Origin of the sequence: Curtobacterium pusillum (assembly GCF_013359865.1) — a bacterium.
In the GTDB taxonomy this organism is placed as follows: domain Bacteria; phylum Actinomycetota; class Actinomycetes; order Actinomycetales; family Microbacteriaceae; genus Curtobacterium; species Curtobacterium pusillum.
This window is the reverse complement of sequence record NZ_JABMCE010000026.1, coordinates 1-20746: the sequence shown is the minus strand read 5'-3', so window position 1 is coordinate 20746 and position 20746 is coordinate 1. Positions and strand designations below refer to the sequence as shown.

Annotated in this window: 25 protein-coding genes and 1 pseudogene; 22 read left to right on the top strand and 4 right to left on the bottom strand. The window is 66.8% G+C overall.

Going from position 1 to position 20746, the window contains the following annotated elements; all coding sequences use genetic code 11:
• The first annotated feature begins 523 nt into the window (after positions 1-523).
• The 11 genes and pseudogenes from HP507_RS00490 to HP507_RS17645 all read left to right on the top strand — a co-directional run.
• Positions 524-982, top strand: a complete 459-nt coding sequence (locus HP507_RS00490; protein ID WP_175349932.1) for a hypothetical protein — start codon at positions 524-526, stop codon at positions 980-982.
• Positions 983-1092: 110 nt separating this feature from the next.
• A complete protein-coding gene (locus HP507_RS00485; RefSeq protein WP_175349931.1) occupies positions 1093-1251 on the top strand; it encodes a hypothetical protein in 159 nt (52 codons plus the stop codon).
• Entirely contained in the window at positions 1251-1931 is a 681-nt protein-coding gene (locus HP507_RS00480) for a hypothetical protein (protein ID WP_175349930.1), read from the top strand. The genes HP507_RS00485 and HP507_RS00480 overlap by 1 nt, the downstream gene beginning before the upstream one ends.
• A gap of 121 nt (positions 1932-2052) precedes the next feature.
• Entirely contained in the window at positions 2053-2244 is a 192-nt protein-coding gene (locus HP507_RS00475) for a hypothetical protein (RefSeq protein WP_175349929.1), read from the top strand.
• Between the two features lie 53 nt (positions 2245-2297).
• Entirely contained in the window at positions 2298-2882 is a 585-nt protein-coding gene (locus HP507_RS00470; RefSeq protein WP_246328687.1) for a TlpA family protein disulfide reductase, read from the top strand.
• 167 nt (positions 2883-3049) lie between these two features.
• Positions 3050-3661: a cadmium resistance transporter gene (locus HP507_RS00465; RefSeq protein ID WP_096897505.1), complete on the top strand. Its 612-nt coding sequence runs from the start codon at positions 3050-3052 to the stop codon at positions 3659-3661.
• A 20-nt stretch (positions 3662-3681) separates the two neighbouring features.
• Positions 3682-4173: a signal peptidase II gene (locus HP507_RS00460; protein WP_175349928.1), complete on the top strand. Its 492-nt coding sequence runs from the start codon at positions 3682-3684 to the stop codon at positions 4171-4173.
• Complete coding sequence (locus tag HP507_RS00455; RefSeq protein ID WP_096897506.1) at positions 4170-4907, top strand: cytochrome c biogenesis CcdA family protein; 738 nt, start codon at positions 4170-4172, stop codon at positions 4905-4907. The genes HP507_RS00460 and HP507_RS00455 overlap by 4 nt, the downstream gene beginning before the upstream one ends.
• A gap of 142 nt (positions 4908-5049) precedes the next feature.
• A complete protein-coding gene (locus HP507_RS00450; RefSeq protein ID WP_096897507.1) occupies positions 5050-5397 on the top strand; it encodes an ArsR/SmtB family transcription factor in 348 nt (115 codons plus the stop codon).
• Positions 5394-6032 (top strand): cation diffusion facilitator family transporter, encoded by a 639-nt coding sequence (locus HP507_RS00445; protein WP_096897508.1) that lies wholly within the window; start codon positions 5394-5396, stop codon positions 6030-6032. The genes HP507_RS00450 and HP507_RS00445 overlap by 4 nt, the downstream gene beginning before the upstream one ends.
• 131 nt (positions 6033-6163) lie before the next feature.
• Positions 6164-8137 (top strand): annotated as a pseudogene (locus tag HP507_RS17645) (acyltransferase family protein); the annotation flags it as partial.
• Positions 8138-8222: 85 nt separating this feature from the next.
• Here the strand turns inward: HP507_RS17645 and HP507_RS00440 are convergent.
• The 3 genes from HP507_RS00440 to HP507_RS00430 all read right to left on the bottom strand — a co-directional run bounded on the left by HP507_RS00440 (position 8223) and on the right by HP507_RS00430 (position 11631).
• On the bottom strand, positions 8223-10274 hold the full coding sequence (locus tag HP507_RS00440; protein WP_175349927.1) for a bifunctional copper resistance protein CopD/cytochrome c oxidase assembly protein: 2052 nt from the start codon (positions 10272-10274) through the stop codon (positions 8223-8225).
• Between the two features lie 77 nt (positions 10275-10351).
• Positions 10352-11272, bottom strand: a complete 921-nt coding sequence (locus tag HP507_RS00435) for a cation diffusion facilitator family transporter (RefSeq protein ID WP_175349926.1) — start codon at positions 11270-11272, stop codon at positions 10352-10354.
• The gene (locus tag HP507_RS00430) at positions 11269-11631 is read right to left on the bottom strand and encodes an ArsR/SmtB family transcription factor (protein WP_175349925.1); all 363 of its coding nucleotides are present in this window, start codon (positions 11629-11631) and stop codon (positions 11269-11271) included. The genes HP507_RS00435 and HP507_RS00430 overlap by 4 nt, the downstream gene beginning before the upstream one ends.
• 47 nt (positions 11632-11678) lie before the next feature.
• Here HP507_RS00430 and HP507_RS00425 point away from each other — a divergent pair, with 47 nt between their 5' ends.
• The 10 genes from HP507_RS00425 (at position 11679) to HP507_RS00380 (ending at position 18755) form a co-directional block, all read left to right on the top strand.
• Positions 11679-12644, top strand: coding sequence for a cytochrome c oxidase assembly protein (locus tag HP507_RS00425; protein WP_096897513.1), 966 nt, complete (start codon positions 11679-11681; stop codon positions 12642-12644).
• Between the two features lie 51 nt (positions 12645-12695).
• Positions 12696-13163, top strand: coding sequence for a hypothetical protein (locus tag HP507_RS00420; RefSeq protein WP_096897514.1), 468 nt, complete (start codon positions 12696-12698; stop codon positions 13161-13163).
• A 291-nt stretch (positions 13164-13454) separates the two neighbouring features.
• Positions 13455-14102 carry a M23 family metallopeptidase gene (locus HP507_RS00415; RefSeq protein ID WP_175349924.1) on the top strand — a complete coding sequence of 216 codons (648 nt, stop codon included), beginning with the start codon at positions 13455-13457 and terminating at the stop codon, positions 14100-14102.
• Between the two features lie 13 nt (positions 14103-14115).
• Positions 14116-14709, top strand: a complete 594-nt coding sequence (locus HP507_RS00410; RefSeq protein WP_175349923.1) for a copper resistance CopC family protein — start codon at positions 14116-14118, stop codon at positions 14707-14709.
• Complete coding sequence (locus tag HP507_RS00405; protein ID WP_246328688.1) at positions 14706-15926, top strand: M23 family metallopeptidase; 1221 nt, start codon at positions 14706-14708, stop codon at positions 15924-15926. The genes HP507_RS00410 and HP507_RS00405 overlap by 4 nt, the downstream gene beginning before the upstream one ends.
• A gap of 29 nt (positions 15927-15955) precedes the next feature.
• A complete protein-coding gene (locus HP507_RS00400) occupies positions 15956-16162 on the top strand; it encodes a hypothetical protein (RefSeq protein ID WP_175349922.1) in 207 nt (68 codons plus the stop codon).
• A complete protein-coding gene (locus HP507_RS00395) occupies positions 16152-16826 on the top strand; it encodes a DsbA family protein (protein ID WP_096897519.1) in 675 nt (224 codons plus the stop codon). The genes HP507_RS00400 and HP507_RS00395 overlap by 11 nt, the downstream gene beginning before the upstream one ends.
• A gap of 32 nt (positions 16827-16858) precedes the next feature.
• On the top strand, positions 16859-17437 hold the full coding sequence (locus tag HP507_RS00390; protein WP_255252561.1) for a TlpA disulfide reductase family protein: 579 nt from the start codon (positions 16859-16861) through the stop codon (positions 17435-17437).
• Positions 17438-17529: 92 nt separating this feature from the next.
• Positions 17530-18030 carry a signal peptidase II gene (locus HP507_RS00385; protein ID WP_175349921.1) on the top strand — a complete coding sequence of 167 codons (501 nt, stop codon included), beginning with the start codon at positions 17530-17532 and terminating at the stop codon, positions 18028-18030.
• 29 nt (positions 18031-18059) lie between these two features.
• On the top strand, positions 18060-18755 hold the full coding sequence (locus HP507_RS00380; RefSeq protein ID WP_096897645.1) for a cytochrome c biogenesis CcdA family protein: 696 nt from the start codon (positions 18060-18062) through the stop codon (positions 18753-18755).
• A 117-nt stretch (positions 18756-18872) separates the two neighbouring features.
• Here HP507_RS00380 and HP507_RS00375 read toward each other — a convergent pair whose 3' ends face one another.
• Positions 18873-19226: an ArsR/SmtB family transcription factor gene (locus HP507_RS00375; RefSeq protein ID WP_096897522.1), complete on the bottom strand. Its 354-nt coding sequence runs from the start codon at positions 19224-19226 to the stop codon at positions 18873-18875.
• 116 nt (positions 19227-19342) lie between these two features.
• On the opposite strand from HP507_RS00375, the gene HP507_RS00370 reads away from it, so the two are divergent.
• Positions 19343-20731: an FAD-dependent oxidoreductase gene (locus HP507_RS00370; RefSeq protein ID WP_175349920.1), complete on the top strand. Its 1389-nt coding sequence runs from the start codon at positions 19343-19345 to the stop codon at positions 20729-20731.
• Positions 20732-20746 lie beyond the last annotated feature (15 nt).

The following is a 20746-nucleotide window of genomic DNA, read 5'->3' as shown; positions in this document are numbered from 1 at the left end:
CCTCCTGGTCACCGGCAGACGTGCGACCAATGCGGAACGCCGTCGCGGAACGCATCGAACGAGAGCTCACGCAGCCGTAGCGACCGGCCTACCCGACACCAAGCGAAGCCAGAAGCACGACACAGAACGAAGCTGCTCACAGGCAGCGAAGTGCGGCCTGCGGTCTGCCCGACCACCGCAATCAAGGTGGTAGGCATCGTTGTCAACGGACTGACGCCTGAATCGTTGTTTCAGTGCAAGCTCGATGAACGAGGATGAGCTGCCCGTGTTCCTGATCGAGGCAATCAGTGACGCACCCGTGGCCGATGGCTCGAAGGGTTGGGAGATCCTTTGGCCCTGGTGCTCGGATTCACACTCCCGGGATCATCCGCACTCCGACGCAAGAGACGGCCGAGGAGCCTCGGACTCACCACCGGCCTTATACCCGTGACGGGCATCTTGCCCACCAGGTGGGGCGGTTGTTCTCTCAGCCCGGCTCCTGCACGATAGGAATTCACCCCCGCCGACCGTAGTACGGATCCAAATGCTCACCACCGCGAACACCACCCGCCGCCGCCTGCTCCTGCAGGCCACGGCGGTGTTGGCGTTGCTGCTGCTGGTCGGGTTCACGGTCCTGATGCAGAGCATGGCCGGTACCGCGTCGAGCGCTGAGCATTCGATGGCCGTGCCGATGAGCACCACAGCGCAGCAACATCTCAGTGTTGCCGACCATGCTGTTCGCTCCGCTACCCAGGACAGCCCGACGACGGCGTTGCTGAGTGATACCGGTTGCGGCGGCGGGCTGTGTGGGCTTATGCGCTCCCTACTGGGCGTGGAATGCGTGTTAACGATCGCCCTGTTCGCGTGGGCGCTTCTGCGACCCCGGGCGGGCGGGATCCTGTACATCCTCGCGCCGCTGCTCGCACTTGCTGATCGCGTCGCTCGACGCGTCGCCGTCTCGGAGCCGCCCTCACTATCCGAGCTACAGATCATCCGTATCTGATTCGTCCCTGCGGGAGTCCTCCTCCTGGGGGGATCTTCCGCACGCCCGGAAACTCGGGCAGGCACCACCTGGCCTGTCCGGACCACTGACGCACTCATGGGAACGGATCAATGCATACCATCACTACGCGCGCCCTTACGGCCAGCGCTGCCCTCAAGGTCAACCTGCCCTCAGAGGGATTCATCATCGGCAACATCGCCAGCGCTTCGGACGGCGTCTCGTCTTCGACGTTGATCAACTCTGCTCAGAACGATCAGGGTGGTAAGTGATGGCCGCCAAGAGCGACCGACGCGAACGCGCCCGGACAAAGGCCGCTGACCGTGCCTCGATGCAGCGGAGAGCCCGTGGTCGGCGGCGGGTACTGCTGGCCGCGGCCGTGGTTGTCGTGGTTGCCGTCGGGACTGCGCTTGTGGCGTCCACCATCACTCGAGGCGACCACGTCAGCGCGACACCGGAACGGGCGACGACTGCGGCGCCACCCTGGCCCGCCCCCAGCGACCCATCGGCGCGGGCACAGGCTGCCGGGCTCAAGGTCGCGGGCATGGAGGGCACCGCGCTCCACATCCACCCGCACCTCTCCATCAGCGTCGACGGCAAACCGGTGACAGTGCCGGCGAACATCGGCATCGATGTCCAGCGCGGTGGCATGTCCGCCCTGCACACCCACGACACCTCGGGCATTCTCCACGTCGAGTCCGCGAAGATAGAACCGTTCATGCTTGGGCAACTGTTCACCGAGTGGGGCGTCGCACTCCACGACCGCCAGGTGGGTGGCTACGTCGATGGCGAGCGTAACGACCGCGTCACCGTGTTCGTCGATGGCAAGCGAACATCGACACCGCTGCCAACGATTCGGCTGCAGGACCACCAAGACATCGCGATCGTCATCACTACCGCAGGTACCACTCCAACTGCACCAGCTCCCTTCGACTGGTCCGCCGCGGGATGAGGCATCGGGCGGTGTGACCCGAAGTGCGATCGCTGCCCGGATGAGCACGTCGTCCGGGCGGCGATCGCCAGACGGGCACCCTGCCACGAGCGGCATCGGGCCCTGGCGATATGATCGGTTGGTGCCGATGATTCATGAACTGGACACGGCGGTATCGCTGCTCCACTCATTCACCAACTCCAACCGCCTGCTGATCTTGCGGCACCCGTGCCTGAGCGAGGTGTGTGGTCGTGACGGTGAGCTCGTGCAACTCACCGCCTACTCCGATCTGGAACAGTCCATCACCACCGCGCTTGAGCGGCAGGGAAGCTGATGGCGAGCCAACTCGGACGCACACAGCGCGCCCACTCAATGTGGCGTCGAGGAATGCTGATCAGCGCAGCCGCGCTCCTCACGGCGTTGGCCGTCGCCGGCTGTTCAGATAGCAGCAACGGCGACCTCGCCGGACAGTACAAGTCCGGCACGACCCAGAACTACGTCTCCGGCGATGGCGCCATCACACAAGTACCGCCCGGCGGTCGAACTGACCCCATCAGCTTCGATGTGACCGCGAGCGATGGCACCCGTTTCAACTCCGACGCCCTTGCCGGCACCGTCGTTGTTATCAACTTCTGGTACGCCAGCTGCCCGCCATGCCGGGCCGAAGCGAAGCACCTCAACACCGTCAATGAACGGTTCCAAGGCCAAGACGTGCAGTTCATCGGCGTCAACGTTCGTGACCAACGCTCCACCGCGGAAGCCTTCGAGCGTCGCTTCAACGTCAGCTACCCGTCCGTCATTGACGCGAACGAGGGGCGGATGCAGCTCGCCCTCTCCGGCGAGGTGGCACCCAACGCTGTCCCCACCACCATCGTTCTCGACACGAAGGGCCGCGTCGCCGCTCGAGTGCTCGGCGCCATCGAGGGGCCGGGAACGCTCTCGGCACTCGTCAGCGACGAACTCGGCAGGTGAACGATCCGCGTCAGTATTGACGCGGAACAGAGCCTTGACGTTTCGTGACGCGCGGGGACGGGCTTCGACGTGGTTTTCATCGGTCAACGCCGATATGATCGGCGTATGGCGATTACCTGTGACACGAAGGCAACCGCGTTGCGGCCGCCGCGTGCTGAGTCGAACCGATGATCGGCACGATTGCGGCGGCGGTGGGTCTCTTTGCTGCCACCAACATCGATGACGTCGTGGTCCTGACGGTTCTGTTCCTCGCATCGACGCGTGGAACGTTGCCTGGGTGGAAGGTCGTCGTCGGTCAGTACGCCGGCTTCATCGCCCTCGTCGCGATCAGCGTCCTCGCTGCCGCGGGGCTCACCATCGTTCCGGACAAGTGGGTGGGGCTGCTGGGGCTCATCCCCCTGGGTATTGGTCTGGTGGGGTTGGTCCGTGCTCTGCGACGACGCGGTGATGACGACGACGATGACGACTCGGTGGTGCGCGCGGGTGGGGTCCTCGGGGTCGCGGGGATCACCATCGCCAACGGCGCCGACAACATCTCCCTCTACACGCCGGTGTTCCGGACGACCCCGATCCCGGACACCGTGGTCACGATTGCGGTGTTCCTTGTGCTCGTCGCGGTGTGGTGCCTCGTGGCTCGCTTCGTGGGGACGAACAAGACCGTCACGGAAGCCCTCGAGAAGATCGAGCACTGGCTCGTGCCCGCCGTGTTCACGGGCCTGGGCCTCTACATCCTGATCGAGTCCGGTGTGATCGTGCGACTCATCGACGTGCTCTCGTGAGAGCGGGTACACGAGTGGTCGTGGTGCTGCTGATCGCCGGGGCCGCGCTCACCATCGACCAGCTCACGAAAGCGTGGGCACTGTCCGGCCTCGGCCCGTCGCGCACAATTGAGCTGGCTCCGGGTGCGACCCTCCAGCTCGTGTTCAACCCCGGCGTCGCTTTCAGCCTCGGCAGCGAGATGGGGCCGCCGCTCGCACTCGGCATCATCGCCCTGACGTTGTGCCTGGCAACGTGGGCAGTCGTGCGCGCCGTGCGCGGCACCGACATGCTCGCCACTGGGCTGATGAGCGTCGCCGTCGGCGGGGCCGCAGGCAACCTCTGCGACCGCATCACCCGCGCCGATTCCGGGCCGCTCACTGGCGAAGTCGTCGACTTCATCAACATCGACTGGTTCGCCATCTTCAACGTCGCCGACATCTTCGCCACCCTGGGGATCGCCGGATTCGCGATCCGCTTCCTGATGCCGGGCAGCCACAAGGACGAGCCCGCGCCCACGGAGCGATCAGCGTGACCGGGAACCCTTTCGCGGAAGCGATCCTCAGCGGGCAGCTCCTGATCGCCGTGCCGGTCGCACTCCTGGCCGGGCTGGTGTCCTTCCTCTCACCATGCGTTCTCCCACTCGTCCCCGGGTACCTCGGCTTCATCGGCGGTGTCGCAGAACAACGCCGCCGCAGCACGCTCACCCTGGGCGTGCTCCTGTTCATCCTCGGCTTCACCGTCATCTTCGTCGCCTACGCCGCCGCATTCGGCGCCGCCGGCTTCTGGCTGATCCGCTGGCGCGACCTGCTCACGCAGATCCTCGGCGGCTTCGTCATCATCATGGGACTCGTGTTCATCGGCCGCTTCGGGATCCTGCAGCGCACCCTCAAACCACGATGGAAGCCGGCCACCGGCATCGCCGGCGCACCCCTGCTCGGGATCGTGTTCGGGCTCGGATGGACCCCCTGCCTTGGCCCGACCCTCACCGCGATCAACCTGCTGAGCCTGCAAGCCGCGAGCACCTGGAACGGCGTCCTGCTCGGCATCGCCTACTGCCTCGGACTCGGCATCCCCTTCCTCCTCCTCGCCCTTGGAACCACCTGGGCCACCACCGCGATCAGCCGCGTCAAACGGCACCTACGGACCGTGAACCTGATCGGTGGTGGCACGCTGATCCTCATCGGTGTCCTCATGGTCACCGGACTGTGGTCATCGCTGATGTACACGATCGGCGCGCAGATCGGGCAGTACGTCACCCTCCTCTAATAAGGCCGACCATCGCACCACGCAGGCCCACGGCTGTCAGACATGACGGCGCAGCGGAACGCGAGTGGCGGGTCGCTGCGAAGAATCGCGTCGACGAGGCATCAGCGGGACGCGCAACGAGGCGCACCGATATCATCGGTGTATGCCGATCGTAGAAGCACGGGGCGATCTTGCCGCCGTATCGCTGTTCCACTCGCTCGCGGACCCGACCCGACTGCGCATCGTGCGTCGCCTCCGTTTGGGAGAGGCTCGCGTGAGTGACCTCGTGGCGGAGTTGGGGCTTGCGCAGTCGACGATCTCCGAGCATGTCGCGTGCTTGCGTGACTGCGCTCTCGTAGAGGGGCGGACTCAGGGCCGGCAGGTGTTCTACTCGCTCGCGCAGCCGGAGCTGATGGATCTCCTCGAATCTGCGGAAACGCTGTTGCACGCCACCGGCTACCAGGTGGACCTCTGCGGCACCTACGGCTCGGACGCGAGGGCTACCGAATGAGCACCCGCACCGTGACCGAAACGGAGCAGCTCACCCGACGAGGGCTCCGCCTTGCGCAGTTCACCGTCGCGTACAACGTCATCGAGGGAATCGTCGCCATCGCAGCGGGTATTGCCGCGGGACTTGTATCCGTCATCGGCTTCGGTATCGACTCCGGGATCGAGTCGATCGCCGCAGTGCTGGTGGGTCTGCGTCTCGCGGCGCGGCTCCGTCATGGTGAAGCGGACGAGGCCAAGGAGCGACGTACGCTGAAGTTCGTCGCGGTGACGTTCTTCCTCCTCGCGGCCTACGTCGTCGTCGAGGGCATCCGCAGCCTGATCAACCATGAGACGCCCGAGACCTCCCCGGTCAGCATCGTGCTCCTGGTCCTTTCGATCATCGTCATGCCGGTCCTTGCCGCGCTGAAAACCCGAGTCGGAAAGAAGCTTGGAGACCCGCTGATCCTCGCGGACGCCGCAGAAACCCGGATCTGCGTCCTCCTCAGCATCTCAACCCTCGTCGGACTCCTCCTCTACGCCCTCACCGGCGCAGCATGGCTCGATCCCGTCGCGGGATTCGTCATCGCCCTCTTCGCCATCCACGAAGGACGCGAAGCCTGGGAAGGTGAACTCGTCGAAGATGACGATGACGACTGAAACAACCGCTCTCTAGCGACACCAAGCGCCGCGACCCAGCGGTGCTGTCCACAAGTAACTTGCTTGCTCTTCCAGCTTCCGTCGCCGGGTAGTCGATTGGGGTTCACGAAGGACAACTAGCTTCGTACTTGATGCGGTCCAGCGAGCACGGTTCGTTTCGGGTCGACGTGCACGCTGTCCGGGCCGTCGCCGTCGTACTCGTGGTGGTCTATCACCTTGGGGTCGGCTGGTTCCCCGGCGGTTTCGTGGGAGTCGATGCCTTCTTCGTCGTCTCCGGCTTTCTCATCACCAGGCAACTCAGTCGTGAGCTGGAGTGCCGCGGACGGGTGTCGGTACTGGCGTTCTGGGCCCGGCGTGTGCGCCGTCTCGCACCGTCTGCGCTGATCGTACTTGCGGTGACGGGGGCCGCAGCATTGGCGCTGTACCCGAAGGAGGACTGGCCGAAGCTCGGAGCGCAGTTCGCCGGGAGCGTGGGCTCCGTCGAGAACTGGGTGCTCGCTGCGTCGAGGACCGACTATCTCGCTGCCGGTACGCCGTCGACCCCGTTTGAGCACTTTTGGTCACTCGGCGTCGAGGAGCAGTTCTACATTGTCTGGCCGATCCTACTTCTACTGATCTGGCGATTCGCCCCTCGGAGGCCGCCTCTGATGTGGGCCGTCGGGGCGGCGACCGGGGCTTCCCTTGTTGGTTCCGTGCTCCTGACCGCCTTGGAGCCGGCCGCTGCGTACTTCTGGCCACATACGCGGGCCTGGGAGTTCGGGGTTGGGGCACTGCTGGCGCTGCTCGGGCCGCAGTCCGGCGCGCTCCTCCCGCTGAAATCGCAGACGCGCGCCGGGGCCGCGCTGCTCGGGTGGGCGTCGCTGACCGCCGCGGGCGTGCTTTTCTCACCCGGGGTGTCGTATCCAGGGATCCTGGCCGCGATCCCAGTCGCGGCGACCGCGCTCATCATCACTGCCGGCGCGGACACGGGCGTACTCGGCTGGGTGCTCCGTTGGGGTCCAGTGCGCTGGCTTGGGTCCATCTCCTACCCGCTGTACTTGTGGCACTGGCCGGTCGTACTGTTGCTCCCGCGAGCGGTCGAGCTGCCGTCCCCGGTTCGAATCCTCGCTACTGCCGCACTGTCGCTGATCCTCGCGCAGCTGACGCACGTCCTGGTCGAGAATCGCGGTCGTTTCGGACCGCTCTCACGCAGCCGCTCAACAGCTGTGCTCGCCGTGACGGCAGGTGTGATGGTGGTGCTGCTGCTCGTCCCAACGACGGGTTGGGCGGCGCTGCAGGGTCAGGAACGTCAGGACCGGGCGGTCGCGGTCACGCTGAGCGGGGACGGCTGCTTCGGCGCCGCGGCCGCGTGGAATCGCTCCTGCCAACTCAGTGGTGATCCGCGGGAGCCGTTCACCCCGGCCACCATGACCGCCGCCTACGACATCGACTCGACGTGGGACGACTGCGAGGCACAGACCACTGCCGCCCGCAGCTGCGTGGTTGGCGTGCGAGGGGGCACTCGAGTGGCGTTGATCGGGGACTCCCACGCCCACCAATGGGCTTCGACGCTGACACGGATCGCTCGCGAGCGCGGCTGGGAACTGCACCTCTACGTCAAGGGCGGGTGCGACTTCTCCCACGTGCGGTGGTCTGACGTGTCGGACGCGAATCAACGACGGTGCGCAATCTGGAACGATGACGTCGACCGCTCACTCGAGGCCGAGGCTCCATACGCGCTGGTCTTCACAGCCGCTCGCGCGGATCTCCGCGGCAACCCGGTAGGAGCCGACCCCGACCGCGCGGCACAGCGCGGCTACCGTGCATCGTGGGGGCCGCTGATTGCCCGCGGGGCGACGATCCTTGCGATTCGGGACACCCCCGCCGCGGGTACGGGTGTGCAACGTTGCCTCGATGTGAATGGGGACGCGGTTTCCCGCTGCCAGTTGAGTACAGCGCGCGCGTTCGCTGCGACGGACTACCTCACGGTTGCGGCGCAGCGCATCCGTGGTGCGCGGGTGCTGGATATGACGGCGTCGTTCTGTCGTGCTGGGTGGTGTCCTGCGGTGATTGGGAACGTGCTCGTGTATCGCGACTCGCAGCACATCACTCGCACCTACGCGAACACCCTCACGCGTCCGCTGCAGCGCGCTGTCAACGCCGCACTTGCACCAGCGCTGGCAGCGACGCATCGGACGGCGACGGCTGAGGTCACTCGTGTGGGCGGTCACGCCCGTTCATCGCGGCGAGCCGTTCGTTGTAGGCGCGAAGCTCAGCGTCGCCGTCGCGTTCCGCCTGACGATCGAGGCGCTTGGCGTCGCGCTTGTCCGACGTGACCCAGTTCCGCACGACAAGCAGCGCCACGAACACCATCGGCAGCTCGGAAGCACCCCACGCAATGCCGCCGCCGGTGTGTTGGTCAGCGAGGAGCGCAGCTTCGTTTGTTTGTCCGAGTGCGCGGAACCAGTCCAGTGCATACACCTCGGTTGAGGTCATCACTGCGACGCCGAAGAACGCATGGAACGCCAGCGTCGCCAGCAGCGCGATGATGAGGATCGGGTACGCGGGCCGTTGCGGGCCGGGGTCGACGCCGACGAAGACCCAGAAGAACAGGTAGCCGCTCAGCACGAAGTGGACGACCATGACGATGTGCCATTCGTGTGACTGCATCGCGGCTTGGAACGCCGGGGTGAAGTAGAACACCACGAGGGACCCGGCGAAGATCACCCCGGCCACCGCCGGCTTGGCCATGAATTGCATGTAGCGCGAATGCACGAACAGCATCAGCCACTCGCGGGCGCCGCGGGAGCCGTCGTTGCGCACCGGCAGGGTGCGGAGCGCGAGCAGCACCGGGCCGCCGAGGACGAGCGGCAGCGGCACGAACATCATCAGGAGCATGTGCTGGATCATGTGCGAGGAGAAGTGGATCATGCCGTAAACGGCAGGGCCGCCGTTCATCGTCCAGATGAAAATGAGGCAGCCAGCGACCCAGCTGATTGTCCGCCCGATCGGCCACGCGTCGCCGCGCTTGCGAAGTTTGCGGACGGCGATGAGGTACCAGCCGATGCCGATGACGGCGAGTGCGGTCCATGCCCAGTCCCAGTGCCACGCGCTCAGGAAGTTCTGCAGGGTCTGGGTGGGCGGGTAGGTGAAGCCGATCAGCCCGTCACGCGTGTCTGCCCCGGTTTCCGGTGTCTGCGGGATCGGCGGTTGGCTCCGGGATACGGCGACAGAGGCGCCGATCGCAATCGCCATGAAGATGATCTCGGCGAGTGCGAACCGGACGAATAGTCGACGGTTCGCTGGGTTTCGGAGGAGTCCTGGGACGAGTTTTCGGCGCTGCACGACGCCGGCGATGCCGAGGAGGATCAGCGCGGCCGCTTTGACGGTGATCAGCCACCCGTACGAGGTGGTGACCAGATCTGCAGGTCCGGTGAGTCGGAGCGCCGCGTTGACGATGCCGGAGAACGCGACGGCGGCGAAGGACCAGCCGGCGAGGGTCGAGTATCGGGCAACAACACGGCCGGTCGCGCCCTTGGTCATTGTGCGCAGCAGCAGCACGGCGGTGAGCCCACCAACCCAGACGCATACGCCGATCAGGTGGATCGCGAGTGAGTTCACGGCGTTGGCGTGTTCGAGCGAGCCAGCTGCGTGCCCGGAAAGCGACAGCGGCAGAAGCGCGAAGATGGCGAAGACCGTGGCGACGGCGATGCTGGTCACCCGCGTTGCGAACGCGGCGACGATCGTTGCAATCAGGACCGCGGTCGCAGAGACGAGGTACACCTGCCCGGCTTCCAGACGGAAGAGAAACTCCGGAAACGTTCGCGCGAACACGGAGCTCGTGATCGGGGCGCCGATGGTGTTGGCGCCGGTGAAGACGATTCCGACCACGGCGGCGAGGAACCAGAGCGCGCCGCTCCACGCCGCCCAGCGTGCGGCCCGGTACTGCGTCCAGGAGGCTCGGCCCCGTTCCTTGCGCTGCCCGGGCAGCGCGAACGCTGCGACGATGAGCAGCCCGATCGTGACTGCCGCCATGGCATCGTGGACTACTCGAGCGATGGGCAGGCCGTAGTCGACCAGCCTGCCGGCGTCGACGAGCTGCGTCGCTTCTCCGAGCGCACCGGTCAAGGTCAGCCCGAGCAGCGCACACGCCAGCGCCAGCGGCAGCGCGACGACGAGGGTCGTGCGGACGGCCAGTGTGTCCGGTGCGAGGTCAACGGGTGCGCCTTGGGTGTCTGCCGCGCGGTGGTTCGTGTCAGTCAATGGGTGATCACAAGTCGTTGTCGGGTTGCTGGTTCATCGCTGTGCAGCAGGTTCCTGGGCGGAGGAGCATGCGCCGTTCAGACGTGGGGGGTGTGTTCGTGTTGGCTGTGTCCGGCCGGTTCCAGCTGGAAGGTGGAGTGCTCGACGCTGACCTCGAAGTGTTCCGCGACGCACCGCTGGAGGTCATCGAGTAGTGCCGGCACGCTGCCGTCGGTGAAACAGGCGGAGTCAATGCTGACATGTGCGGTGAGCACCGGCAGTCCCGTCGCGATCTGGGACGCGTGGAGGTCGTGCACGTCGATGACGTGTTCCCGCTCGAGCAGGTGCGTGCGGACGTCGTCGAGGTTCAGGCCTGTCGGCGTGGACTCGAGCAACACGTTCACGGTCTCTCGGAGCAGCTTGAACGCTCGCGGCAGGATGAGCACGCCGATGAGGAGCCCTGCGATGGCGTCGGCGCCGCCCCAACCGGTGACGGCGATGATGATCGCGGCGATGATGACGGCGACGGATCCGAGGGCGTCGTTGAGGACTTCGAGGAACGCGGCTCGGAGGTTGAAGTTCGCGTTCCGGCCGGAGGCGAGCACCAGGATCGACGCGATGTTACCGACGAGGCCGATGATGCCGAAGACGAGCAGTCCCCCGGAGGCGATCTCGGGGGGTGCGAACAGCCGCTGGACCCCTTCGATGAGGACGAACAGCCCGACTGCGAGCAGGACCGCTGCCTGCGCGGTGGCGGAGAGCACCTCGGCGCGGGCGAACCCCCAGGTGCGCTTCGCGGTTGTGGGTCGTCGTGCGAGGTTCGCTGCGACGAGTGCGGTTGCCAGCCCGCCGGCGTCGGTGAGCATGTGTGCTGCGTCGACGAGGAGCGCGAGGCTGTTGGTCGCGATGGCTCCGATGACCTCGGCGACGAGGATCGTTGCGGTGATGCCGAAGGCGATTGCGAGCCGGCGGCGGTTCACGGCGTGCGCGTCGATGCCGTGATCGTGTGGGGTGCTCATGCGTCGTGCTCCGTGTTGTGGTGGTGCCGGACAACATCGCCGACGGTGTGCTCGGCCTGGAAGATCGCGTCGTGCACGAGCTTGTTGGCGTGGTCGTTCGCGAGGCGGTAGTAGACCCGATTTCCCTCCTGCCGAGTGGTGACCATGCGGGCCATGCGCAGCTTCGCGAGATGCTGCGACACGGCGGTCTGGGATCGGTCAACGACCGCAGCGAGGTGCCCCACCGGCATCTCTTCCTCCCGGAGCGCGAGGACGAGCCGGATGCGAGTCGGGTCGGCGAGCATCGCGAAGATCTCGGCGGCCAGTTCGACGTGTGCGTCGTCGAACTCCGTCAACCCAACATTCGAATATTCGCTCATGCGAATATGGTTGCATGTTGATGGTGAGGTGTCTACCGTCGGGTGGCATGGAATCGCTGGCGTGGATACCGACCGCACCGCCCACCCTGGCCGCGTTGCTCGCACCGACGCTGCAGCCCGTGCCCGTGATCCCCGTGATCGCGTTGCTGCTCGCTGCCGCGTACGTGACCGGATGGCTGCGCATTCGGCTGCAACGCCGGCCGTGGCCGATGTGGCGGGGCGTGCTGTTCCTGACTGGCTGCGTTCTGCTTGCGGTCACGATGGGCGCCGGCATCGAGGGCTACGGCTTCGTGCTGTTCTCCGCGTTCATGTTCCAGCAGCTCACACTGATGATGACCGTTCCGCTGCTGCTCGTCCTCGGCGCACCGGGCACGTTGCTCCTCCGAGCGACACCGCATCGCGGCCCCGGTCGGCTGGTGTTGCAGTCGGCGATGTTCGGGCTGCGATCACGGATCGGACGGTTCCTGCTGCATCCCGGGTTCATGATTCCGCTGTTCCTGATCACCTTCTACGGCCTCTACCTCACCAGCGCCGCCGACGCGCTCCTCCAGACCTGGGCCGGACACGTCGGCCTCGAGCTCGCGTTCCTCGCCGCCGGAGTGCTCTTCACCGCTCCGCTGATTCCCACCGACCCGCTGCCACGCCGACAGGGGCACCTCGGCCGGCTGCTGGATGCGTTTCTGGAGATGCCGCTGCACGCGTTTTTCGGTGTCATCCTGATGATGGCGACCGTGCCGCTCGTGCCCGCATTCACTGACATCCCTGCCGCGTGGGGTATCACCGCCGTCGGCGACCAAGCGTTCGCGGGCGGGCTGGCATGGTCCTACGGAGAGGCACCCTCGCTCGCGTTGGTGCTGATCCTGATGACCAGCTGGTTCCGCCACGAATCTCGGAAGAGCCGGGAGCGGGACCGTGCGATCGATCGCGACGGCGACCCCGATCTGGACGCCTACAACGCGCACCTCGCACGGCTGCAAGGACGGACCATCCCACCCCACGAGCAGCACGGGTGACCCACCGGCACCGCACGTCCAGACGTCCGAACACGCCCAGCGAACTCACCTGTGGCGCTTGACAGGGTCCTGCACAATAGATGCGGCCGCACCGATCGGGCCATCCTCATCATGACGACGCTTCGCCACCTCCTCCCGCTCCGGCTGCTTCGCGCTGCCACCGCGGTGATCGCAGCCGTCCTGCTGCTGCTCGGCGCGATGACGTTGCAGAACCTGGCCGCGCACACGGACGACCCGGTGGCGAGCCTCACCGGCGCATCCACCGTGTCCGAACTGGAACAGGACACCTCCGGCGCCGCCCACGTGGACCAGCACGAAGGCGTCAGCGGCATCTTCTGCGCACTGCTGGGACTGGCGGCGCTGGTGATGAGTGCCGGCCTCGTCCTGGCGCTGCTTGCGCACGACCTCCGCCGTCCGTTGTTCTCCTTGTCGCGGGTACTCGCCAGACTGCGACCGCGGCTCATCCGACAGGACCAGACAGCGGTATCGCTGACGGTCCTGTCGATCGCACGCGTCTGATTCTCCTTCCGGACGACCCCGCTCCCTGGGGTCGTCGACTGCGTCTTGCCCGCTCAACGGAAGCCTTCTTGCAGACCTGTGACGAACCAGACCGCTCTCCTGCCCGATCCCCCAACTCCCCTCACGCGCCGCGCAGCCCTCGACGCTGAACGCCTCGCCCAGCGAGCACGCGCCCCCCGGCAGCTCCGACACCGACCCCTTCCCCGTCCGCGCATCGTCACGGGCTCCCCCACTCGCCCGAGGAGGGCTCTCTCCTCGCAGTTGGTGATAACGAGTGCAGCAGCAGCCGTCGTGCTCTTTGCAACTGCCGCACTGCCTGGGCCGGCAACGGCATCCGTGGCCGCGCCGGCGACGATCCTCGCCCCCGGCGTGACCGGTCAGAGCCTCCAGGTGGCGGCTGCGGCGTTGGACCCCACCGTTCAGCGCGACTCCTTCACCGTCAGCACCCCGGCAGTGGTCAGCAGCACACCGGGTACTGCAACCGGTCAGGTGGGCGCCGTCACCGGCGGGGGTGATGTTCGCTGGCCGTTCCCCGGTCCGGTGCCGCAGAGCTCCGGCTTCGGGTATCGCATTGCGCCATGCGCCACCTGCTCAACAGCGCATCAGGGCCTCGACCTCACCCCCGGAGCTGGCACCCCCATCGGCGCCGTCGCGGATGGCGTGGTCCGCGTCTCCGGTCGGCATTCGGAGTTCGGGCAGTACGTGATCATCGACCACCAGGTCGGCGGGCAGCTCGTGTCCACGCTGTACGCCCACATGATCATCGGTTCGTCCCCGCTCCGGACGGGGCAACGCGTCGCTGTCGGCGACCGGGTGGGGCTTGTCGGGTCTTCCGGTCGCAGTACCGGAGCGCACCTGCACCTCGAGGTGCATCAGGGCGGCGCCACTCCCATCGACCCGGAAGCGTGGCTGCGCAGCAATGCTGGCCGCAACTTCTAACAGGAAGGCACTCGTGCGACTTCGCACCCTTATCGCAACCCTCATCCCGGCAACTGTGCTCGCCACGGCACTGACCATGGCTGCCCCGGCAAGTGCGCACGACGCCCTCGCATCAGCAACGCCCGCCGCCGACACCACCATCAGCGGCGACCTCAACGCGGTCACCCTGACGTTTTCGGAGCAGCCGTTGGCGGGGCTGGAATCCGGACTGGTGATCAGCGTCATCGGGCCCTACGGGTCCGAAGTCACCACGGGCACGCTGAACGTCGACGGCAGCACCCTCACCAAACCCGTCGATGTCGCTGCCCCCGGCACGTACAAACTCGCCTGGCGCAGCGTCTCCGTCGATGGGCACCCGATCTCCGGCGGCTACCAGTTCACCTCCACCGGCAGCACCGCATCCGCAACCCCGACAGCCTCAGCCGCACCGTCGACACCCGCAGCAACCGCCTCCCCGACCGCAACAGGAACAGCAACAGCCCAGGGCGGCAGCGCGAAGGACACCAGCCCGGCGATCTGGGCACTTGGCGGTCTGACCGGGCTGTTCGTCCTCGCGGTCGTCGGGATCCTGCTCATCACCCGCCGCCGCCCGAAGGCCCCCGAATGATGCGGCGCACCACGCTCGCCGCGGCCACCATCATCGGGATCGTCATCGCTGCGCTGCCCGCAGCACCCGCGGCGGCAGCAACGGCTCCGAGCTGGGCAGACGTCCTCCGCGCTCGAGGCGACGAAGCGGCCGCCTCCCGGCAGGCCGAGCAGATCGCCGCGCTCGTCGCGGAACTCGAAGAAACGACCGCGACGGCCAAGGCGAACGCTGCCGCCCGCGGACGCGAGCTGCAAGTCGCTCAGGACGCCGCTGACACTGCGGCTGGCCGCTTCGACACGCTCACCGCGCAGGCCGACGAAGCACGAGCGGATGCCGCCGGCGCGGAGGAGCAGATCGCGTCCTGGTCGGCGTATCTCTCCCGGTCGGCAGGACGCGATCTCACGGTGAGTATTACGGCGGACACTGACGATCTCCTCTCCCGTCTGGGCACAGCGTCCAAGGTCACCGACACCATGAACACCGCCCTCGGCGACGCCGCTACCAAGGCTGGGACCGCGACGGCGTTGAGCAAGCAAGCGAAGGCCGCCAAGCGCAAGCGGGACCAGCTCCGGAACACCGCTGCCGGCGCCTTCACGGCCGCGTCGACGGCCGCCACTGCCGCTGCCGCTGCGGAGGCCACCCAGCGCAGCCGACAGCGGGAACTCACCGACCAGCTTGCGGTGCTCCGCAATCGGACGCTGAGTACGGAGGCGGCGTACACGGAGGCTGAGCGGCGCCGCGCTGCAGCCGCGCGAGCCGCCGCGGCGGCTGCTGCAGCACAAGCTGCGCAGAACCGTCCGCAGACCCCGTCGAACCCCGGGGCCGTTTCCGCATCGGGATGGACGATGCCGATCACGTCGTACAGCTCGTACCAGGCGTACGGCAACCGGCTGCACCCGGTCCTTGGCTACTACCGCCTCCACGCGGGCGATGACTTCGGAGCCGCATGTGGCACGGGCCTCTACGCCGCATCCGCCGGCACCGTCACCTACGCCGGCCCCTACGGCGGCTACGGAAACCTCATCACCATCGACCACGGCGGCGGCGTCACCACCAACTACGCGCACATGTTCACCGCCGGCGTGCAAGTCACCGTCGGACAGCGCGTCAACGCCGGACAGAAAATCGCGGAAGTCGGCAACGCCGGACTCTCCACCGGCTGCCACCTGCACTTCGAGGTGCGGCAGGGCGGCACCGCGACCCCGCCAACCCCGTTCCTCAACGGCAAGGGCGCCTGATGGGGTCCATACGGACGACCTGGTCAGCCGTGCAGGTAATCGTCCTCACGATCGCCGTCGCCGCCTGCAGCGTGATGCTGCTCCGTGACGGCCCAGGACCGGGCAGCGTCTACGTGATCGGCGCGGTCTGCTTCGGTTTCGCCCTCATCGGCCACATCACCGTCCTCCTCCTCGCACGTTCCGCTCGGGGCCGCGCCCCCAATCCCCACTCAACAAAGGGACCCCATGACTCGTAGCACCCGCATCGGTGTCGTATCCGGCCTCATCGCCGGCGCACTCGTCCTCATCGTTACCGCCGTCTTCATCATCCGCGCCAACGTTCCCTCAGCGCCAACCGCAGCAACGGCGGCGTCTTCGAGCCCAACCGGTGCCGTGACGCCGACACGGGTGCTCGGCCCTCCCGGCAAGGGCGCCGTGACCGTCGTCGAATTCCTCGACTTCGAGTGCGAAGCCTGCGCGGCGTTCTACCCCTACGTCGAGGAGCTCCGCCAGAAGTACAAGGGCGACGTCACCTTCGGATTCCGATACTTCCCCCTCCCCGGCCACGGCAACTCCCGCACTTCCGCCGCCGCCGTCGAAGCCGCCGCCCAGCAGAACAAGGTCGAAGACATGTACCAGCGGATGTACGAGACTCAGAAGGAGTGGGGCGAGCGAGGCACCGACTCGCAGGCCGAACGGTTCCGCGGTTACGCAGAAGACCTGGGCCTGAACATGAGCCAATACGACCGCGACGTCACCAGCAAAGCAGTGCTTGAGCGCATTCAGCGGGACGTTGATCTCGGTACGACACTCGGCGTGAACAGCACACCTACGTTCTTCATCAACGGCGAATTGGTTCCCCTGCAGACCTACACGGACCTGGAAGCTGCTGTGGCAGACGCGGTACAGGAAACACGATGACCGGCCTCCGAGTGCGGCGCCGAGGAGTCGCCGTGACGGCGGCAGCAATCGCGGTGATGCTGCTGGCTGGGTGTGCCGGCGGTCAAACCGGTGCGCTGAGCTCCCAGTACCGCGGCGGCGAAACGAAGAACTACGTCTCCGGCGACGGCACCGTGACGCAGGTGCCAACATCCAACCGGGGCACACCGGTGCGCTTCGACGAGACCGCGACGGACGGCACGCAACTGAGCAGCGAGGATCTCCGCGGGCAGGTTGTCGTCCTCAACTTCTGGTACGCCTCCTGCCCGCCGTGCCGCGCTGAAGCGAAGCACCTCAACACGGTCGCCGAACGCTTCGAAACCCAAGACGTGCAGTTCATCGGCGTAAATGTCCGCGACGCTCAGGGCACCGCAGAAGCCTTCGAACGCCGCTTCAACGTGACCTACCCATCGATCCTCGACGCTGACACCGGTCGCATGCAACTCGCGCTCTCCGGCGAAGTGGCGCCAAACGCTGTCCCCACCACGATCGTCCTCGACACCCGCGGGAGGGTCGCCGTGCGGATCCTCGGAGCCATCGGCGGACCGGGAACCCTCGCCACACTCATCGAAGACGAGCTCACCCGGACATGAGTAGCAGCAGCCCTCCACACCACCCAGCCGGCGCAGAACGCGGCTCCACCTCTCGGCGGGGACGCGCTTTCGCGACGGTGGTCGGGGTTGGGGTGCTCGTCGCGGCGGTTGATCAGCAGACCAAACTGTGGGCGCTCTGGCACCTCGACCCCCACCGGCCCATTCCAATCCTCGGCGACTTGGTCGGCCTGCAATTGGCGTTCAACCGTGGAGCGGCATTCTCCCTCGCCGAAGGACGAACCTGGATACTCTCCGTCCTCGCAGCACTCGTGGTGGCCAGCCTGCTGGTGTGGGCAGCGACCGGCCTCCGGCTCATCATCGCCGTCGGCGTCGGCTGTCTAGTCGGCGGCGCAGCCAGCAACCTTAGCGACCGGCTCACCCGCGGGAAAAACCTCGGCGAAGGCGCCGTTGTCGACATGATCAACTACGCCGACATCGCAATCGGCAACGTCGCGGACATTGCGATCCTCGTCGGCGTCATCATCCTCGCGATCACGTTCGCTCGATCCCCAACGCCCCGAACCACGCGTGGCACCGCCGGCACTTCCAACGCCGACGATCCGACTGAACCTGAGAACCGGGAACTTCGTTGACGTTGCAAGAGACCGTCTTCAGTGGGCAGATGCTGGCCGCTGTTCCGATTGCCATGCTCGCCGGACTGATCTCCTTCGCCTCACCGTGCGTCCTCCCCCTTGTGCCCGGATACCTCGGCTATGTCAGCAGCTCCGCGACCGCCGTCACAACGCGTCGCACCCTCGCCGGCGCCACACTCTTCGTCGTCGGGTTCGGACTGGTCTTCATCGCGTACGGTGCAGCGTTTGGCGCCGCTGGCGCATGGCTCGTCCGATGGCAGGACCTCGTCATCCGCCTTCTCGGAGTCGTCGTCATCATCATGGGAGCCGCGTTCATTGGGCTCTTCCGTCCGCTCCAACAGACCGTTCGAACGGCATGGAGACCGCGACCCGGTCTCCTCGGAGCACCGCTGCTGGGAGCAACGTTCGGATTGGGCTGGACGCCCTGCTTCGGCCCCACCCTCGCCACCATCACCGCTCTCAGCCTCGACTCCGGTACAGGACTCCGCGGCGCAGCCCTCGGCTTGGCCTACTGCCTAGGCCTCGGCATCCCGTTCATCATCATTGCTGCCGGCTTCGGCTGGGCCAGCCGAACAGTGAAGTACCTACGGAACCACATCCGGGCGGTCAATCTCCTCGGCGGATGCATCCTCATCGCTACCGGAATCGCGATGCTCACCGGGATGTGGAGCCTCATCATGACCATCCTGCAAGGGGTGGTCGCGAACACACCAGTCGTTCTGTAGTCCCCCGGAACTTCCCACACCCGGACCGTGACGAGCACAGCAGCATGCAGTGCGTAATCGCCGACGGCATCGGGGCGACTGCCCATCAGTCCTAGGAAGCCGCGGCGCTGTTGAGGGTTAGCGCGTTGGTGCGGCGATCAGGCCGGCGAGGGTGTCGAGGGCGCCGGGCACGAGGGAGAAGTACGCCCAGGTGCCGCGCTTCTCACGGTGGAGGATCCCGGCGTCGACGAGGACCTTCAAATGGTGGGACACGGTCGGCTGGGACAGGCCGAGCGGTTCCTGCAGGTCGCACACGCATGCCTCGGACCCGTCGTGCGCTGCGACCATCGAGATCAGCCGCAAGCGGGCCGGGTCGGCGATCGCCTTCAGCGACTTCGCGAGGACCTCGGCGGATGCCTGGTCCATCGCCTCGGTCGTGACGGGTGAGCAGCACGCGGTGACGTCCTGAATGGGGAGCAGCTCGATCGTCATGACCTCATCCTCCCACGGACTTCGACACGCGTCTATATTTGCGCACATCGATATCGACGTGCTTCGATGTAGCTGCCGGCTCTCGGCTCCCGCTCGATCCGTGAAGGACCAGCCTGATGACTCACCTCCTCGCCGTCGGCGGCAGCGACGCCGGCATCGCCGCAGCACTCCGCGCCCGCGAACTCGACCCGACCACCGACGTGACGGTGGTGCTCGCCGACGAGTTCCCGAACTTCTCCATCTGCGGCATCCCGTACTGGGTGTCCGGCGACGTCGCCACGGAAGCGTCCCTCGCGCACCGCACCCGCACCGATCTTGAGGCTGCCGGCATGACTGTGCGTTCTTCGACGTGGGCCTCGGCCGTCGACGTCGATCGCCGCCGACTCTCCGTCACGGGCCCCGCCGGGGAAGAGCAGATCGCTTACGACGAGCTGCTGATCGGCACCGGCGCCGAGCCGGTGCGCCCGGCCGGGGTCCCGTTCGGGGAACCGGGCATCCACCTGCTGCACTCGATGACGGATGCCGAGCAGGTCGTCGCTGCCCTCGAGCTGCTGCCGGCGGGGAGCCGGGTCGCGGTCGTCGGTGCCGGGTACATCGGCCTGGAGATGACCGAGGGCCTCGTCGCCCGTGGGTTCGACACGACGCTGATCCAGCGCGGTCCCGAAGTGCTCTCCACCCTCGACCCCGAACTCGGTTCCCTCGTCACCGCCGAGGTCCGCCGCCACGGCGCGACCGTGCTGACGGGGTCCACTGTCACCGGGATCACACCGGCAGACGGTGGACAGTGGCGCGTCGCCACCAGCTCGACCTCTGGCGACGCGGAGGGCACGTTCGCCCTCGTCGTGGTCTGCGTCGGCGTCCGTCCCGTCACGGGACTCGCCGTAGCCGCTGGAGCGCAGCTGGGCCAGGCTGGCGCGATCGTGGTCGACGCGTCCATGCGGACCGGGGTGCCGCACGTGTGGGCTGCCGGTGATTGCGTCGTGACGCACCACCGGCTTCTCGGCACGACGTGGTTGCCGCTCGGGACGACGGCGCACAAGCAGGGTCGCGTCGCCGGGGAGAACATGCTCGGCGGCTCGAAGACGTTCGCCGGTTCGGTGGGGACGCAGGTGGTGAAGGTGTTCGACCTGGTCGCTGCCCGTACCGGCCTCCGCCAGCACGAAACCAGCCCGCTCGAGGTGCCGCCGCTGACTCGGGTGACGGTGGCGGATGACCACAAGCGGTACTACCCGGGTGCTGTCCCGCTGACGATCAGCGTCACCGGCGACCAGACCACCGGTCGGCTCCTCGGTGCGCAGATCGGCGGGCAGCGCACCGCGGAGATCAGCAAGCGCATCGACACGTTCGCCACCGCCCTCCACGCGGAACTCACCGTCGACGACGTGATCGATCTCGACCTCAGCTACACGCCGCCGCTCGGGTCCCCGTGGGACGCCGTGCAGGTCGCCGCGCAGGGCTGGGAGCGCGCCGCCGCGGCGGCGAATCAGGCTGCGGTGACGGACTGATGGTGATGGCTGTGG

What these genes read in the sequence shown, in the direction of transcription:
- HP507_RS00490 (WP_175349932.1), top strand. Translation starts at nt 524, where the DNA reads ATGCTCACCACCGCGAACACCACCCGCCGCCGCCTGCTCCTGCAGGCC.
- HP507_RS00485 (WP_175349931.1), top strand. Translation starts at nt 1,093, where the DNA reads ATGCATACCATCACTACGCGCGCCCTTACGGCCAGCGCTGCCCTCAAG.
- HP507_RS00480 (WP_175349930.1), top strand. Translation starts at nt 1,251, where the DNA reads ATGGCCGCCAAGAGCGACCGACGCGAACGCGCCCGGACAAAGGCCGCT.
- HP507_RS00470 (WP_246328687.1), top strand. Translation starts at nt 2,298, where the DNA reads ATGCTGATCAGCGCAGCCGCGCTCCTCACGGCGTTGGCCGTCGCCGGC.
- HP507_RS00465 (WP_096897505.1), top strand. Translation starts at nt 3,050, where the DNA reads ATGATCGGCACGATTGCGGCGGCGGTGGGTCTCTTTGCTGCCACCAAC.
- HP507_RS00450 (WP_096897507.1), top strand. Translation starts at nt 5,050, where the DNA reads ATGCCGATCGTAGAAGCACGGGGCGATCTTGCCGCCGTATCGCTGTTC.
- HP507_RS00445 (WP_096897508.1), top strand. Translation starts at nt 5,394, where the DNA reads ATGAGCACCCGCACCGTGACCGAAACGGAGCAGCTCACCCGACGAGGG.
- HP507_RS00435 (WP_175349926.1), bottom strand. Translation starts at nt 11,272, where the DNA reads ATGAGCACCCCACACGATCACGGCATCGACGCGCACGCCGTGAACCGC.
- HP507_RS00430 (WP_175349925.1), bottom strand. Translation starts at nt 11,631, where the DNA reads ATGAGCGAATATTCGAATGTTGGGTTGACGGAGTTCGACGACGCACAC.
- HP507_RS00425 (WP_096897513.1), top strand. Translation starts at nt 11,679, where the DNA reads ATGGAATCGCTGGCGTGGATACCGACCGCACCGCCCACCCTGGCCGCG.
- HP507_RS00405 (WP_246328688.1), top strand. Translation starts at nt 14,706, where the DNA reads ATGATGCGGCGCACCACGCTCGCCGCGGCCACCATCATCGGGATCGTC.
- HP507_RS00395 (WP_096897519.1), top strand. Translation starts at nt 16,152, where the DNA reads ATGACTCGTAGCACCCGCATCGGTGTCGTATCCGGCCTCATCGCCGGC.
- HP507_RS00380 (WP_096897645.1), top strand. Translation starts at nt 18,060, where the DNA reads ATGCTGGCCGCTGTTCCGATTGCCATGCTCGCCGGACTGATCTCCTTC.
- HP507_RS00375 (WP_096897522.1), bottom strand. Translation starts at nt 19,226, where the DNA reads ATGACGATCGAGCTGCTCCCCATTCAGGACGTCACCGCGTGCTGCTCA.
- HP507_RS00370 (WP_175349920.1), top strand. Translation starts at nt 19,343, where the DNA reads ATGACTCACCTCCTCGCCGTCGGCGGCAGCGACGCCGGCATCGCCGCA.